At 66.7% G+C, this 15004-nt stretch carries 15 protein-coding genes; 6 read left to right on the top strand and 9 right to left on the bottom strand.

Annotated features, from left to right (window positions below):
* Positions 1 to 13: 13 nt before the first annotated feature.
* Positions 14 to 244 carry a hypothetical protein gene (locus tag ACWPKK_RS00295; protein WP_194911213.1) on the top strand — a complete coding sequence of 77 codons (231 nt, stop codon included), beginning with the start codon at positions 14 to 16 and terminating at the stop codon, positions 242 to 244.
* Complete coding sequence (locus ACWPKK_RS00290; protein ID WP_194911211.1) at positions 241 to 477, top strand: hypothetical protein; 237 nt, start codon at positions 241 to 243, stop codon at positions 475 to 477. The genes ACWPKK_RS00295 and ACWPKK_RS00290 overlap by 4 nt, the downstream gene beginning before the upstream one ends.
* 44 nt (positions 478 to 521) lie before the next feature.
* On the opposite strand, the gene irrA is transcribed toward ACWPKK_RS00290, so the two are convergent.
* The 3 genes from irrA to ACWPKK_RS00275 form a co-directional block, all read right to left on the bottom strand.
* Positions 522 to 953, bottom strand: coding sequence for an iron response transcriptional regulator IrrA (gene irrA / locus ACWPKK_RS00285; protein WP_324866139.1), 432 nt, complete (start codon positions 951 to 953; stop codon positions 522 to 524).
* A 236-nt stretch (positions 954 to 1189) separates the two neighbouring features.
* Positions 1190 to 2587 (bottom strand): NAD(P)H-dependent flavin oxidoreductase, encoded by a 1398-nt coding sequence (locus tag ACWPKK_RS00280; protein ID WP_452000301.1) that lies wholly within the window; start codon positions 2585 to 2587, stop codon positions 1190 to 1192.
* A gap of 283 nt (positions 2588 to 2870) precedes the next feature.
* Entirely contained in the window at positions 2871 to 3614 is a 744-nt protein-coding gene (locus tag ACWPKK_RS00275; protein WP_324866142.1) for a glycerophosphoryl diester phosphodiesterase, read from the bottom strand.
* Positions 3615 to 3680: 66 nt separating this feature from the next.
* Between ACWPKK_RS00275 and ACWPKK_RS00270 the strand changes: the two genes are divergently transcribed.
* On the top strand, positions 3681 to 4718 hold the full coding sequence (locus tag ACWPKK_RS00270) for a lysine-2,3-aminomutase-like protein (RefSeq protein ID WP_452000300.1): 1038 nt from the start codon (positions 3681 to 3683) through the stop codon (positions 4716 to 4718).
* 10 nt (positions 4719 to 4728) lie between these two features.
* Here ACWPKK_RS00270 and ACWPKK_RS00265 read toward each other — a convergent pair whose 3' ends face one another.
* The 6 genes from ACWPKK_RS00265 to ACWPKK_RS00240 all read right to left on the bottom strand — a co-directional run bounded on the left by ACWPKK_RS00265 (position 4729) and on the right by ACWPKK_RS00240 (position 10542).
* On the bottom strand, positions 4729 to 5067 hold the full coding sequence (locus ACWPKK_RS00265) for a GIY-YIG nuclease family protein (protein ID WP_452000298.1): 339 nt from the start codon (positions 5065 to 5067) through the stop codon (positions 4729 to 4731).
* A 79-nt stretch (positions 5068 to 5146) separates the two neighbouring features.
* Complete coding sequence (locus tag ACWPKK_RS00260) at positions 5147 to 5677, bottom strand: TspO/MBR family protein (protein ID WP_310118960.1); 531 nt, start codon at positions 5675 to 5677, stop codon at positions 5147 to 5149.
* A 47-nt stretch (positions 5678 to 5724) separates the two neighbouring features.
* Positions 5725 to 6750 (bottom strand): DNA polymerase III subunit delta, encoded by a 1026-nt coding sequence (gene holA / locus ACWPKK_RS00255; RefSeq protein ID WP_452000295.1) that lies wholly within the window; start codon positions 6748 to 6750, stop codon positions 5725 to 5727.
* A gap of 18 nt (positions 6751 to 6768) precedes the next feature.
* A complete protein-coding gene (gene lptE, locus ACWPKK_RS00250) occupies positions 6769 to 7233 on the bottom strand; it encodes an LPS assembly lipoprotein LptE (RefSeq protein ID WP_324866152.1) in 465 nt (154 codons plus the stop codon).
* A gap of 94 nt (positions 7234 to 7327) precedes the next feature.
* Complete coding sequence (gene leuS / locus ACWPKK_RS00245; protein ID WP_452000293.1) at positions 7328 to 9898, bottom strand: leucine--tRNA ligase; 2571 nt, start codon at positions 9896 to 9898, stop codon at positions 7328 to 7330.
* Between the two features lie 104 nt (positions 9899 to 10002).
* Positions 10003 to 10542, bottom strand: coding sequence for a DUF3576 domain-containing protein (locus ACWPKK_RS00240; protein ID WP_149227686.1), 540 nt, complete (start codon positions 10540 to 10542; stop codon positions 10003 to 10005).
* Positions 10543 to 10877: 335 nt separating this feature from the next.
* Between ACWPKK_RS00240 and ACWPKK_RS00235 the strand changes: the two genes are divergently transcribed.
* The 3 genes from ACWPKK_RS00235 (at position 10878) to ACWPKK_RS00225 (ending at position 15002) form a co-directional block, all read left to right on the top strand.
* Positions 10878 to 12038, top strand: a complete 1161-nt coding sequence (locus ACWPKK_RS00235; protein WP_149227688.1) for a porin — start codon at positions 10878 to 10880, stop codon at positions 12036 to 12038.
* 312 nt (positions 12039 to 12350) lie between these two features.
* The gene (locus ACWPKK_RS00230; RefSeq protein ID WP_452000290.1) at positions 12351 to 13451 is read left to right on the top strand and encodes a porin; all 1101 of its coding nucleotides are present in this window, start codon (positions 12351 to 12353) and stop codon (positions 13449 to 13451) included.
* 462 nt (positions 13452 to 13913) lie between these two features.
* Complete coding sequence (locus tag ACWPKK_RS00225) at positions 13914 to 15002, top strand: porin (RefSeq protein ID WP_452000288.1); 1089 nt, start codon at positions 13914 to 13916, stop codon at positions 15000 to 15002.
* Positions 15003 to 15004 lie beyond the last annotated feature (2 nt).

Below are 15004 nucleotides of genomic sequence, written 5' to 3'. Positions count from 1 at the left end.
GGTCCGGGCCGGCATGCTTGAGGATTACGTCAACAGCCCGCTTCTGGGGCTTATGCTGTTCCAACTTGCCATCGTCTGGCCAATGGCACGCATCCTGCGCCGGGCGGGCTTCTCGCCCCTGTGGGCGTTGTTCGCACTGCTGCCGCTGGGTCATGTGGTCGCGATCGGCGTCATGGCGCACAGCCGCTGGCCGGTGTTGCCGGTGCGCGAAGCCCGCAAGGTCAAGGCGCGGAGGACGGCATGACGGACACCATCATCCATCTGGGCTTCTGGGAACTGCTGATCGGCTCGATCGTCACGACCTATACGCTGATCGCCGGCGGCTGGGTGCTGGCGAAGGCCGGACGCAGCCCGCTGTGGATCCTGCTGCTGCTGTTCCCGTACCTGAACGTGGTGGCCGTCTGGGTCTTCGCCTATATGCGCTGGCCCTTCGTCGACCGCCCCTCCAGCCCGAGCGTGCCGGACGGCGAGCGCTGAGCGCCTGCCGGTGCTGAACGGCCGGCAGGATCAAGCCGGCAGGATCAGGCCGTACGGTCGTCCTCGATCAGGCGGACGATCACGTCGACACGGGCGACGCGGGTGCCGGCCGGGGCGGTGGGCAGGTTCTGCACCACCAGGCGGTCGGCCGGGATATCCTCGAGCCGGCCGGTGGACTCGACGAAGAAATGATGATGGTCGCTGGTGTTGGTGTCGAAATAGGACTTGCCGGCCTCCACCACCACCTCGCGCAGCAGACCGGCGGAGGTGAACTGGTTCAGCGTGTTGTAGACGGTCGCCAGCGACACCGGCAGGTCGGCGGCAAGCGCCTCGCCATGCAGCTGTTCCGCGGTGACGTGCCGGTCGCAGCCTTCGAACAGCAGCCGGGCAAGGCCGAGGCGCTGGCGGGTCGGGCGCAGCCCGGCGCCGTTCAGCCGGTCGAGGGCTCGCTTGAATGGGCGTTCGGCGGTCATCATGGGCGCGGCACCCGTACGGTCGACACAGGGGCGGACACGAAGGTCCAGGACAGGACCGCGGCACTAGGCCGCAGACCGTTCAACTGTAAAACCATTCGGAAAGGCGGCGCAAGTTATTGTCGCACCGACGTCAACCTAGCAGGCGTCAACCGGAGCGGCGCCAGCCGGATCGCTCCAATGCAAAGGCCGCCGGCAGTAACCTGCCGGCGGCCCTGTCGGTCCGGGATCGTGGCCGGTCAGTAACCGGTGGCGATCCGCTCCACGAGCTGCTTCACCGTCGGGATGAAGCCGTCATTGTAGTAGGGATCGCTGGCGAAGCGGTAGGCGTTGTGCCCCGCGAACATCAGCTGGTTCTCACAGTCGTCGGTGTGGCTGACCGCCTGAAGCGTCTTCTGGATGCAGAAGGAGCGCGGATCGGCGCGCTTGCCCGTCGTCCCTTCCTCGTTCTGCGCCCAGTTGGAGAAGCCGCAGGCCGACAGGCAGCCCATGCAGTCGACCTGATCGTGCAGGATCTTTTCCGACTGCTGGGGGGTGACGAAGACCAGCGTGCTGTCCGGCGTCTTCAGCGCGGTGGTGAAGCCCTGGGACAGCCAGCCTTCGGCGCGCTGCTTGTCGCTTTCGGTCACGTAGACCGGGCGGCCGCGCGGACCGACCGGGAATTCGGCCGAATGCTCGCCCACCGGCTTGGACAGATAGGCGACCTGGCGCTCCGACCGGGCCATCAGGTCCAGCAGGAAGGGGTTCTTCACCGCCGACGAATAGAAGCCGGTGGGAGAGAAGCGGTTCAGGAAGACATCGCCCGCCTGCAGCGCGACCAGCTTGCGCTTCCACGCCATGGAGATCGGGCTCTCCTGGGTCAGCAGCGGACGGGTGCCGAACTGGAAGGCGATCGGCCCCAGGTCCGGGTTGTCGATCCAGTCCTCCCACTCCGACAGCCACCAGACGCCGCCCGCCATCACGATGGGGGTGTCGTTCAGGCCGAAGCTGTTCATCATCTGGCGCAGGGCCAGGACGCGGGGGAACGGATCCTCCGGCTTCTGCGGGTCTTCGGAGTTGGACAGGCCGTTGTGGCCGCCGGCCAGCCACGGATCCTCGTAGACCACGCCGCCCAGATGTTCGCGGAACTTGTGGTAGGCGCGCAGCCACAGCGCACGGAAGGCGCGGGCCGACGACACGATCGGGTAGTAATGGACGCCGTAGCGCACCGCGATCTCGGCAACCTTGTAGGGCATGCCGGCGCCGCAGGTGACGCCGTGGATCAGGCCCTGCGAGCCTTCCAGCACGCCGTGCAGGATGTGCTCCGCTCCGCCCATTTCCCACAGGACGTTCATGTGGATGCGGCCTTGGCCGTTCGACGTCTCGTGCGCGATGCGCGCCTGGGCGATGCCGCCCTCGATGCCGAAGGCGATCAGCTCGTTGTGGCGCTCGCGCCGGGTCTTGCCCTTGTAGATCTGCGGCAGAAGGTTGCCGTTCTCATCGTAGCTGTCGGCGTTGACACCCGAAAAGGTGCCAATCCCGCCGGCTGCCGCCCAGGCGCCGGAGCTTTCGCCGTTGGATACGGCAATACCCTTGCCACCCTCGACGAGCGGCAAAACCTCCCGGCCGGACATCTGCAACGGCTTCAACGCCTTCAACGAACCCTCCAAAGACCGAACGTGGCGCCCTTCGGGACACCGGATCAAAAGCGGCGGACAACCAGACGACGAAAAGCTCCGCCGGAATCCACGTGGGTTCCGGCGGGATCGCCAACGCGGTTCTATATATGAGGAATTGGCCCGCCCTACGAGCGGATTCAGCCCCTCGCGCAAAAAACGTTCACGATTTGCCGCAGTTGCGAACGGAAGCGTCAGCGTGTCGACCGTTCCTCCGGCACATCGTCAGGCATGCCTGTGAGACATGCCCCCAAGACATGCACCGTCAGGCATCCGCACCCAACTCCCGCGCCAGACGGCCCGGTGCGTCGGTGAAGACTGCGGATACCCCCCAGCCGAACAGCGTTCGCGCCCGGTCGGCATCGTTGACGGTATAGCTCAGCACCGGCCGTCCGGTGGCGCGGTATTCCGCCACACTGTCGGCCGTCTGGCGCTTCTGGTCGACATTCAGGGTCGCCGCCCCAATGCGGTCGGCGATGGCCGCCCAGTCGGCAGGCGGATCCCACAGCAGGTAGCCGCGGGGAATTTCCGGCCACAAGCGCTGCGCAACCTCCAGGCAGGGGACCTCGAAGCTGGACAGCAGAAGCGGCCGGTCGGACGGCCAAAGCGGACGCAGGGTGTTCAGCGCCACCTCCGCCGTGATCTCCTCCTGCCCCGGATAGGGCTTGATCTCCAGGTTCAGGCCGAGGCCGAGGTCGCGGATCAGCGCCACCGCCTCTTCCAGCGTCGGCACCTGTTCTCCGACGAAACCGGCATCGAACCAGCGCCCGGCGTCGAGCTGCCGGAGGTCCGCCAGATCCATGAGCGGCACCGGGCCGGTGCCGGTGGTGGTGCGGTCCAGCGTGTCGTCGTGGATCAGCACCGGGCGCTGGTCGCGGGTCAGCATGACATCCACCTCCACCCAGCGGGCGCCCTGGCGGGCGGCCTCCCGGATCGAGGCGAGCGTGTTTTCCGGCGCATTTTCCTTGGCGCCGCGATGGCCGATCAGGCGGGGAAGAGTCGACAGCATGGGTCTCGCAGGAGTAAGAGCGGTCGCTTTCCTACATGACCCATTCCGTCGAGACGGGAAAGAGCGATGAAGGCCCTGCACAGCGTTTCCGATCTGGTGGCCGCCGGGCTGATGACGCCGGAGGCGGGCGACGCCGTGCGTACGGTCGCCGACCGCTACGCCGTGGCACTGACCCCGTACCTGCGGGAGACGCTGGCCGGACGTACGGATCCGCAGGACCCGCTCTATACGCAGTACGTCCCCTCCCCTGCCGAGGCGTACAGCACGCCGGAAGAGCTGGAAGACCCCATCGGCGACGTGGCGCGCAGCCCGGTGAAGGGCATCGTCCACCGCTATCCCGACCGGGTGCTGCTGAAGCCGCTGCATGCCTGCGCCGTCTATTGCCGCTTCTGCTTCCGCCGCGAGATGGTGGGTCCGGGCGGCGAGGCGCTGACCGCCGACGAGTTGGACGCCGCCCTCGCCTATATCCGCGACCATCAGGAGGTGTGGGAGGTCGTCATCACCGGCGGCGACCCCCTGCTGCTGTCGCCGCGCCGGCTGCGCGGGATCGTCCAGGCACTGTCGGCCATGCCCCATGTCGGGGTCGTCCGCCTGCACAGCCGCATCCCCGCCGCCGATCCCGACCGGGTCACACCCGAACTGGTCGAAGCGTTGATCGCCTCCGACCTCGCCACCTGGGTCGCCGTCCACATCAACCATGCCGACGAGCTGACCCCGCCGGTGCGCACCGCTCTCGCCCGATTGGTTGAAGCCGGCATCCCCCTGGTCGGCCAGACCGTGCTGCTCAAGGGCATCAACGACAGCCACGCGGCACTGGAGGCCCTGTTCCGCGGGATGGTGCGCAACCGGGTGAAGCCCTATTACCTGCACCACCCCGACCTTGCCGCCGGCACCAGCCATTTCCGCCCGACCCTGGCGGAGGGGCAGGCGCTGGTGACCGGCCTGCGGGGGCGGCTGTCCGGCCTGTGCCAGCCGACTTATGTCCTCGACATCCCCGGCGGCCACGGCAAGGCCCCCGCCGCCCCGGCCTGGATCGAAGAGCAGGAAGACGGGACCTATGAGGTGACCGACTTCACCGGCCGGGTCCACGGCTATCGGGGCTGAGCGTCGGCTCTCAAATCGCCTCCGCTCCCAGCGCCGCGACCCAATGGGCAACCCGCGCCTTCATTGCAGCGGCGCGGGCGAAGGCAAGCTCCTCGTCCTCCAACCGCTCGACGATCTCAAAGGTCAGCGAATCGGCGCCATGGGCGTTCCATGCCGCCTGCAGGCTGCGGTGCGGACAGCCGCCCATTTTCAACTGGAACCAAAGCCGGTTCTGGATCTTGTCGAGATCGGGCGCGCCGCCCACCCACACCGCACCGGCAGCCCCACAGCGGACGGCGAACACGCCGGTCACGCTCTTGCGCTCCTTGTAGGCCGCCACCGCCGCCTTGCGACCCTCTTTGCCAACCATGTCCACCCTCACCGCATGCATCATCGCTCCCGAGTGGTTATACCCGGGTGATATTCGGCGCAAGGTTTTTATCCGGGTATTATCCCCAGAGGGCCGGGGTGCCGAACAGCGGATCGGGATTGATCAGGGCGTTGTGGATGCCGACGACCGACGCGAAGCCGGTCCACAGAATCAGCGGCGTCCAGATCAGCGCGATGCTGCGGTCGTCCCGCGCCACCAGCGCGATGCAGATGGACGTGATGATGAAGAAGGACACCGTCCAGGCCGCGGCGAGGATCGAGCTGCCCAGCGTGAAGTAGACGAGGCTGAAGGTGGCGTAGATCACCCAGGTCACCGCCTGAAGCCCGATCAGCAGGCCGCGGTCGCGGATTCGCCGCGCCGGGTTCAGCAGGCGGATGTCGCCCCAGATCTGGAAGACGTTCAGCGTGAACCACATCACCGGAAACGCCCAGCCCGGCGGCTGCAGCGGCGATGGCTGGTGCCCGGCGAAGGGCTGGCCGCCACGCTCGACGAAGCCCCAGGCATTGACGATGACCCAGAACAGCAGCGGTTGCCACCAGCGAACCCGGAAGGGGGCGGGCGGTGGCGCGGTGTATGTGGCGTGGCTCATGCCCCGCGAGATAGCGCGCGGCGCCTTATGGTCAAGTCAGCGCCCTTTCAGCGCCGCGCCCCCAGAGAGGCCAGCTGGAACAGCACGCGGGCGCACAGGGTCTCGTCCGGCATGTTGGTGCGCTTGCAGTCGGCTTCGGCGTCGACCAGCCGCTCCAGCGCCTGACGGACATGGCCGGGCGACCAGTGGCGGGCCTGTCTGACCAGCCGGGTCTTCAGCTTGAAGAAGACCGGCGGGCGCAGCGACTCGACAGCGGCCTCCGGCGACTTGCCGGCGGCGACTTGGGCGCAGAGCAGCTGCAGGCGCTGGAAATGGCGCTGGGCACCGCGCAGGATCGGCACCGGCGAGGTCCCCTCGGCGAACAGCCGCGCCAGCGAGCGGTCGAGCGTCGCAAAGTCGCCCTCCGCCGCCGCCCATACCGGCTCGTCCATCGACAGGGCGGCGCTGTCGCCGATGCAAGCCTGGGCATCCTCCAGCCGCACGCGCTTCGCGTCGCCCATATAGAGCGCCAGCTTCTCCGCCTCGCCGCGGGCAACCATCCGGTCGCCGACGAGGTTGGCTGCCAGGAAGCTCAGCGCGTCGGGATCGGCGGTCAGGCCATGGCCGTGCAGGATGTCGGCAATGACCCGGCCGAGCGATGCCTCCTCCTCCACATAGCAGGGAATGGCGGCGGCGCCGTCGGCGCCTTCGAACAGAAGCCGCAGCTTGGAGCGGGCCGAGAGGTCGCCCGACTCGACCACCACGAGGCTGTCGCCCGGCGGCGGGTTTTCGAGAAAGGCGGTGAAGGCGGCCGTGCTGTTGTCCTCGGCGTCGCGGACGCGGATCAGGCGCCGGCCGCCGGTGAAGGAGATCGCCGCAGCCTCGTCGGCCAGCCGCGCCGGATCGTCGGCCAGCGCGCGGCCCAGGAATTCGGCAACCCGGAAGGGATCGGACAGGTCCGGCACCACCGTCTTGCCCAGCGTCTGGGCACGGTCGCGCACGAGGCCCGAATCGGGGCCATAAAGCAGCACCGCCCGGACCTTGGGGTCCGGGCTGCGCAGGAAACCATCGATCGCCTTGGGCTGAAGCTTCACCCGAACACCTCCCGCCGGTCAGGACCCGCGGCCGAGATGCATGGCGACGCGGGTGGTGATGTCGTTGGAGATGTCCTCGAGCGCCCGGTCATAGGCGTTCTGCACCGTCACGATGGCGGCGTAGTGCTGCTCCAGCGTGTTGTAGCTGATCATCGACCGAGAGCTGGACTGGAACACAACCTGCCCGGTCTGGGTGTCGGTCAGCCGGTAGGGCGCATTGACCAGCAGCTGGGCGCGCACCGCGGTGGCATCCTTCTGCAGGGCCAGCTTCTGCTCCGAAGCCGACAGCGCCACGTCCAGCCGGTAGCGCGGATTGCTCGGCCGCTCCGACGGATAGAAGTTGTCGATCAGCAGGTTGCGGAGCTTCTGCCCTTCCCGGTCGGGGATCGACGCGATGTCGACCTCCATCAGCCGGTCCGCCGCCGCGGCTCCGACACCCTTGCCGCCATAAAGCGGCTGGAAACCGCATCCCGACAGGGACACGGCGGACAGGCCGAGCGCGAGGGCGAACAGCCCCCGCGCAACGGTCTGCCGGATCGGGCTCCGGCGGAACGGGCCCCGTGGGAACGATCTGGGATCAGACGACGACATTGATCACCCGGTTCGGGACGACGATGACCTTGCGGGCCGGCTTGCCGTCCATGGCACGCTGGACGTTGGCATCGGCCAGCGCCGCCTGCTCGGCCGCATCCTTGTCCATGTCGCGCGGCAGTTCCAGCGTGGCGCGCAGCTTGCCGTTGACCTGGACCGCGACCTTGACGCTGTCCTCCACCACCAGGGCGGAGTCGGCCTCCGGCCAGGGCTGGTCGGCCAGCAGCGTGGTGTGACCCAGCTGGGCCCACAGCTCTTCGCCCAGATGCGGCATCATCGGACCGACGAGACGGACCAGCGACTCGAACCCCTCGCGCAGGACCCAGGCCTCGCCCTCGCCCTTGCCGTCCAATTCGCCGAGCGCGTTGGACAGCTCGCGGACGCGGGCGACCGCCTTGTTGAAGCGGAACTTGTCCAGATCCTCAGACACGCCGGCGATGGTCTTGTGGACCAGACGGCGGGCGGCCTCGGCCTTCGGGCCGAGCGACTCGGGGCTAGGCGTGCCGGCGGCGGGCAGCTCAACCGGCGCCTCGGTCACCATCCGCCACAAGCGGTTGATGTAGCGCCAGGCGCCGTCGATGCCGGACTCGGTCCATTCCAGGTCGCGTTCCGGCGGGCTGTCGGACAGCATGAACAGGCGGGCGGCGTCGGCGCCGTAGGTGCCGATGATGTGCGCCGGGTCCACCACATTCTTCTTGGACTTCGACATCTTCTCGACGCGGCCGACATTGACCGGCGCGCCGCTGTCGGCCCGGACCCACTCGCCCTTGTCGTTCCTGGTCAGGTCCGTCGGTGCCAGCCAGGCGCCGGTGCCGGCATCCTTGTAGGTCTCGTGGTTGACCATGCCCTGGGTGAACAGGCCGGTGAACGGCTCGTCCAGGTTCAGGTAGCCGCAGGTCTTCAGCGCGCGCGTCCAGAAGCGGCTGTAGAGCAGGTGCAGGACCGCATGCTCGATGCCGCCGATATACTGGTCGACGCCCAGCCAGTAATCGACGGACTCGCGGGTGAATGCCGCATCCTCGGACTTCGGCGAGCAGAAGCGGGCGAAATACCAGGACGACTCGATGAAGGTGTCGAAGGTGTCCGTCTCGCGTAGCGCCGGCTTGCCGCAGGTCGGGCAGTTGGTGTGCTTCCAGGTCGGGTGGTGGGCCAGCGGGTTGCCGGGCTTGTCGAAGGTCACATCCTCCGGCAGCACGACCGGCAGCTGGTCGTCCGGAACCGGGACGATGCCGCAAGATTCGCAGTGGATGACCGGGATCGGGCAGCCCCAATAGCGCTGGCGCGACACGCCCCAGTCGCGCAGGCGGTACTGGGTGGTGCGCTCGCCCTGGCCCGCCGCCTCCAGCCGCTTGCCGGCTTCCTCCTTCGCCGACTCGGTGTCGAGTCCGTCGAGGAAGGCGGAATTCCGCAGCACGCCGGGGCCGGTGTAGGCCTCGGTCCCGACCTCGAACGCGGCCGGGTCGGCATCGGCGGGGATCACCACCGGACGGACCGGCAGGTTGTACTTGCGGGCGAAATCCAGGTCGCGCTGGTCATGCGCCGGGCAGGCGAAGATCGCGCCCGTGCCGTATTCCATCAGCACGAAGTTGGCGACATAGACCGGCAGCTCCCACGACGAATCGAAGGGATGCACGACCTTCAGGCCGGTATCGAAGCCGCGCTTCTCCGCCGTCTCGATCGCTTCCTCGCTGGTGCCCAGCCGGTTGCACTCGGCGATGAACTCGGCCAGTTCCGGGCTGGACGCGGCCAGTTCGGCCGCCAGCGGGTGATTCGGGGAGATCGCGGCGAAGGAGGCGCCGAACAGCGTGTCGGGCCGGGTGGTGAAGACCTCCAGCTCGTCCTCGCGCCCCTTGATGCGGAAGCGGAAACGGACGCCGGTGGACTTGCCGATCCAGTTCTCCTGCATGATGCGGACACGCTCGGGCCAGCGGTCCAGCGTCTCCAGGCCCTTCAGCAGGTCTTCGGCATAGGCGGTGATCTTCAGGAACCACTGCGACAGCTTGCGCTTTTCCACCAGCGCGCCGGTGCGCCAGCCGCGGCCGTCGATCACCTGCTCGTTGGCGAGAACGGTGTTGTCCACCGGGTCCCAGTTCACCCAGGATTCCTTGCGATAGGCCAGGCCGGCCTTCAGGAAATCCAGGAACATCTTCTGCTCGTGGCGGTAATACTCCACGTCGCAGGTGGCGATCTCGCGGTCCCAGTCGATGGACAGGCCCATCGTCTTCAGCTGCCCGCGCATGGTCGCGATGTTCTCGCGCGTCCAGGCGGCGGGATGGACCTTCTTCTCCAGCGCGGCATTCTCGGCCGGCAGGCCGAAGGCGTCCCAGCCCATCGGGTGCAGGACGTTGAATCCCTTGGCGCGCTTGAAGCGCGCGATCACGTCGCCGATGGTGTAGTTGCGGACGTGACCCATGTGGATGCGCCCCGACGGATAGGGGAACATCTCCAGCACATAGTATTTGGGCCGGGAGGCGTCCTCGCGCGCGGTGAAACAGCCCTTGCCGTCCCACACGCCCTGCCACTTCGCCTCGGTTTCCTTGACATTATAACGCGACATGAGCGCGACGCCGTTTTCCGTTGTACCAGATGCTCGAAGACTTGCCCGACAGTCGGACCGGCCTTGAGGACCGCCTTGAGGAGCGCCTCGGGCCGGCCGCCGCGTCAGCGGGCGGCGGCGTTCTGCGACACGCGAAGCTGCCGGGCGCGGGTCAGCACCGCATCCTCCAGCTGGCCGGCGGTCTCCGGACCGACGTTGATGTCGCGCCAGTCGTTGCCCGTCCGCTGCTGCTTGAACACCGAAACCCGAACGCCGTCGGCCCGCAGCTGGCGGTCCATGATGTAGAGGTTGACCTTGAAGCGCTCGTTCGGCGAATCGGGCGGGGTGTACCAGTCGGTCAGGATCACGCCGCCGAACGGATCGGCCGAGGCGATCGGCATGAAGGAGAGCGTGTCGAGCGAGGCGCGCCACAGGAAGCTGTTGACGCCGATGCCGCCGGCACTGTCCTGGTCGCCACCGCGCTTGTTCTTGCCGAACAGGTTCAGGCCGCCGTCGGTGCCGAGCAGGCTGCCGAACTTGTAGTCCTTGTTCTTCATCTGCTCTTCGACGGTTTCGGTCTTGCCGCCCCAGCTTGCGCAGCCGGCGATCGAAACGGAAGCCGCGAGCAGTACAGGGACAAGGCGAAGGGCGGTCGAACGGCGCATGGTCGGGAACCCGGTTCAGAAAAGGGGTTGCCGCGCGCGAGTCACGCGCGGAATGCCGGTGAACAGACCATAAGTGGACGGCACCACGCAACACCGGATGCGTCTTTGCCCCGCCCCGCCACAACAGGACGACAACAGTCCGCCCCCGCCCTGCTCGACTGTGGCGGGCCGGCCGGAGCCCCCCTTCTTAGTGTGCTCCGTGCGACACACTGTCCCCCCAATGCAGCAATCGCGGAGATTTGCCGCTTGCTGGCAAGGGCGGGGGTGCGTACGAAAGTCTCAGCCAGGACGTCAACCAGGCTGAAACATCTGCTGCCAGGATGGAGGCAACAATCATGAACCGTTATCTGCTGGCCGGCGCTGCCGCCGCTGCTCTCGCTCTCGGTGCTGGCGCTGCCAATGCCCAGGCCAAGTTCGAAGTCAAGGTTGGCGGCGACGCCTACTTCGAAGCCGGCTACGTCGATCAGGATCTGGACGCCGGCCTGCGCTCGACCGAGTTCCGCAACCGTCTGCGCATCAACATCATCCCGTCCGCCAAGGCCGACAACGGCCTGGAGTACGGTGCCCGTCTGCGCTTCCGTGCGAACGCCGGCGCCAACAACGGCCGCACCACCGACGCTGACCGCGCGTACATCTTCGCGCAGGGCACCTTCGGCCAGGTCCGCCTGGGCGTGACCAACTCCTTCAACGACGAGACCTACGTCTCGGCCCCGACCGACTACCTGCCGCTCGGCCTGGTCGATCAGGTCCAGAACTGGTTCGGCCCGAACACCAACATCGGTGGCAACGGCCCGGCCTCGACCGTTACCGGCAACAGCATCATTTGGCCGTCGCTGAACGCCGATGCCAACGCCACCAAGATCGTCTACTTCTCGCCGCGTTTCGCCGGTCTGCAGCTGGGCGCCAGCTACACCCCGCGTAACGACAGCTCGCACACCGACGTGAACCGTACCGACACCATCGGCACCTTCGCGGCCGGCGGCAACGGCACCTACCAGGACATGGTGGAAGTCGGCGCCAACTACAACAACACCTTCGGCGGCGTGACGGTCAAGGCCAGCGCCGGCTACATGTGGGGTGAGGCCGTCGGCAACGTCGCCGGCTCCAACTACAAGGACCTGAACGGCTGGCAGGCCGGTGCCACCGTCGGCTACGCTGGCTTCAGCGTCGGCGGCAGCTACACCGACTACGGCAAGTCGGGCCTGAACGACCGCGCCGGTCTGTTCACCGAGAACACCCGTAACTGGGTTGTCGGTGCTCAGTACACCACCGGCCCGATCGTCGTCGGCGCCAACTACAAGAACGGCAAGGACGCCGGCTCGGTGGCCCTGCGTGGCGACCGCGAGCTGCAGGTCTACGAAATCGGCGTCGGCTACACCGTCGCTCCGGGTCTGACCCTGCAGGCCCAGTACGACTACTTCGACCTGGACGCCGAGACCTCGGCTCTCAGCGACAAGGGCAACGTCGTGCTGGTCCGCTCGATCCTGGCGTTCTAATCGGTCTTCCGATCAGACGTCCGGCAACGGACAAGAAGGGCGGTGGCTTCGGCCACCGCCTTTTTTCTTGCGCATTTTTCAGGCAAGCCGCCTAAAATCAGGGCTGCGAATGTACCAAAAAATCGGCATGCTCTAATTTCTGTTATATATCAACGGGTTGTTTGTGTGCTTTTGTTGCAACTGTGTTGCGGACGCGTGGGAGCGCTGCAGTTTGCCTCTTGCCGGCCGAAACAGCGCGCGGTTAAGTCATAGCTACAAAGACAACCGCGCGCTCCCGCTCATACGGGGCGTACGCACAAGGATGGACAATCCATGAAGCGCTCTCTCGTCATCGGCTGCGCCGCCGTTGCCCTCGCCGCCGGCTGCGGCACCGCCTCGGCCCAGTCCAAGTCCAAGTTCGACGTCCTGATGGGCGGCGACGCCTTCTTCCAGGGCGCCTACGTCGACCAGGACGACGACAACGGCCTGCGCCAGACCGAGTTCTCCAACCGCTTCCGCCTGACCATCACGCCGACCGCCAAGGCCGACAACGGCCTGGAATACGGCGCCCGCCTGCGCCTGCGCGCCGCCGGCGGCACCAGCAACGTCCGCACCACCGACGCCGACCGCGCGTTCATCTTCGTGAACGGCACTTTCGGTTCGGTGCAGGCCGGCGTGACCAACGGCCCGTCGGACGACTGGGGCGTCATCGGTCCGAATGTCGACGGCATCTCGGGCAGCCCGGACGGCTTCTACGCCAACTACTACGGCGTCACCTCGCTGCCGTACGTGACCGGTTCGCTGCGCACGCTGGAGTCGGGCGACGCCAGCACCAAGTTCGTCTACACCACCCCGAGCTTCGCCGGCTTCAAGGTGTCTGCCGCCTACACGCCGACCTACGGCAGCAGCAACACCGACGTGAACCGCCGCAAGAACGTCACCTACAACGACATGGGCGAAATCCAGGCCGGCTATAAGGGTGAGTTCGGCGGCTTCGGCGTGGAGGCGAGCGTCGCCTACCAGTTCGCCGAAGCTCCGTCGGGCTTCGAGGATCTGTCGTCGGTCCACACCGGCGCGACCCTGACCTACGGCGCCTTCGCCATCGGCGGCAGCTATGCCTTCAGCGGCGACAGCGGCTACGCCAAGGGCCACCGCGGCGTCGACGACAACCAGATCTGGCTGGTCGGTGCCCAGTACACCCTGGGTCCGGTCATCCTGGCCGCCACCTACACCGACGCCAAGGGCGCCAATGTCGGCAGCGGTGCCGCCACCGCGGCCGATTATGCCCGCGCCCACATCTACCAGGCCGGCGTGACCTACACCGTCGCCCCGGGCCTGACCACGGGCCTGGAGTACAGCTACGTCGACAACAAGTCGGGCGGCGTGAACAACGACGCCAACATCGTTCTGTGGGACACCCGCTTCTCCTTCTAAGGGGCGGGCTTTCTGGCAGCAAACGCGAGGGCGGCGGAGAAATCCGCCGCCTCTTTTTATGTCCGCTCCGGCGGACTTTTTCATCTGCGCAGCCCAGGCGGCGAGGCTTCGCTACATGGCGACCATTCGATCGAAGCAGAGCTTCCGCTTCCCTTAGATATATCCTTTTACAAGGACCTCACTGCCGCCCCCCCACCAAGTTGATTACCCCGTTCGAGTGGCATTGCAGTGACAATAAATGAAGTCGCCATTGGAACGGGAGTGGTTACTTAGCAACCTAAGCAACATGATCCGGGATTCCGTGTTTTCCGCGCAACTGCGGCCGGGATGCGAAGACTGTCCGTCTCTTTGCCACTTGCCGGCCTGACGGGTGCGGGATTAAGTCATGGGATACAAAGACACCGCTGGCACCCCGGGATCGCAATCAGGACCGCCGGGATGCATGCATCAAGGATGACATCCATGAAGCGTTCTCTCGTCATCGGCTGCGCCGCTGTTGCCCTCGCCGCCGGCTGCGGCACCGCCTCGGCCCAGTCGAAGTTCGACATCCTGCTGGGTGGCGACGCCTACTTCCAGGGCGCCTACGTCGACCAGGACATCGACACCGGCCTGCGCCAGACCGAGTTCGCCAACCGCTTCCGCCTGACCATCACGCCAACGGCCAAGTCCGACAACGGCCTGGAATACGGCGCCCGCCTGCGCCTGCGCGCCGCCGGCGGCACCGGCAACAACCGCAACACCGACAGCGACCGCGCGTTCATCTTCGTGAACGGCAGCTTCGGCACGATCCAGGCTGGCGTGATCAACGGTCTGTCGGACGAATACGGCATCATCGGCCCGAACGTCGAAGGCATCGAAGGGTCGCCGGACGCCCAGTACCTGAACTACTACGTCAACGCCAACGGCGCGCCCTATGTGCTGGGCAGCCTGCGCACGCTGGAGTCGGGCGACGCCAGCTCCAAGATCATCTACCTGTCGCCGAGCTTCTCCGGCTTCCAGGTCGGTGCCGCCTACACGCCGACCTACGGCAGCAGCAACACCGACGTGAACCGCGTCAAGAACAGCACCGCCTACCGCGACATGGCCGAAATCCAGGCCACCTACAAGGGCGAGTTCAGCGGCTTCGGCGTGGAGGCGAGCGCTGCCTACCAGTTCGCCAAGGCCGCCAGCGGGCTCGAGGACCTGTCCTCGGTCCATGTCGGCGCCAACCTGTCCTACGCCGGGTTCAAGGTCGGCGGCAGCTATGCCTTCAGCGGCGACAGCGGCTATGCCACCGGCACCCGCGGCGTGGACGACCAGCAGGTCTGGATCGTTGGCGTCAACTACACCATGGGTCCGGTCATCCTGGCCGCCAACTACACCGACGCCCAGGGCATCGACAGCGACTTCTCCGGCCTGAATTCCCGCGCCCATGTCTGGCAGGCCGGCGTGACCTACACCGTCGCTCCCGGCCTGACCACGGGCCTGGAATACAGCTATCTCGACAACAAGGTCGGCGGCGTGAACAACGACGCCAACATCATCCTGTGGGACACCCGCTTCGCTTTCTAAGC

The organism is Azospirillum largimobile (assembly GCF_977007025.2).
The sequence above is the reverse complement of the archived record's forward strand: the minus strand, read 5'-3'. Positions and strand labels throughout refer to the sequence as shown.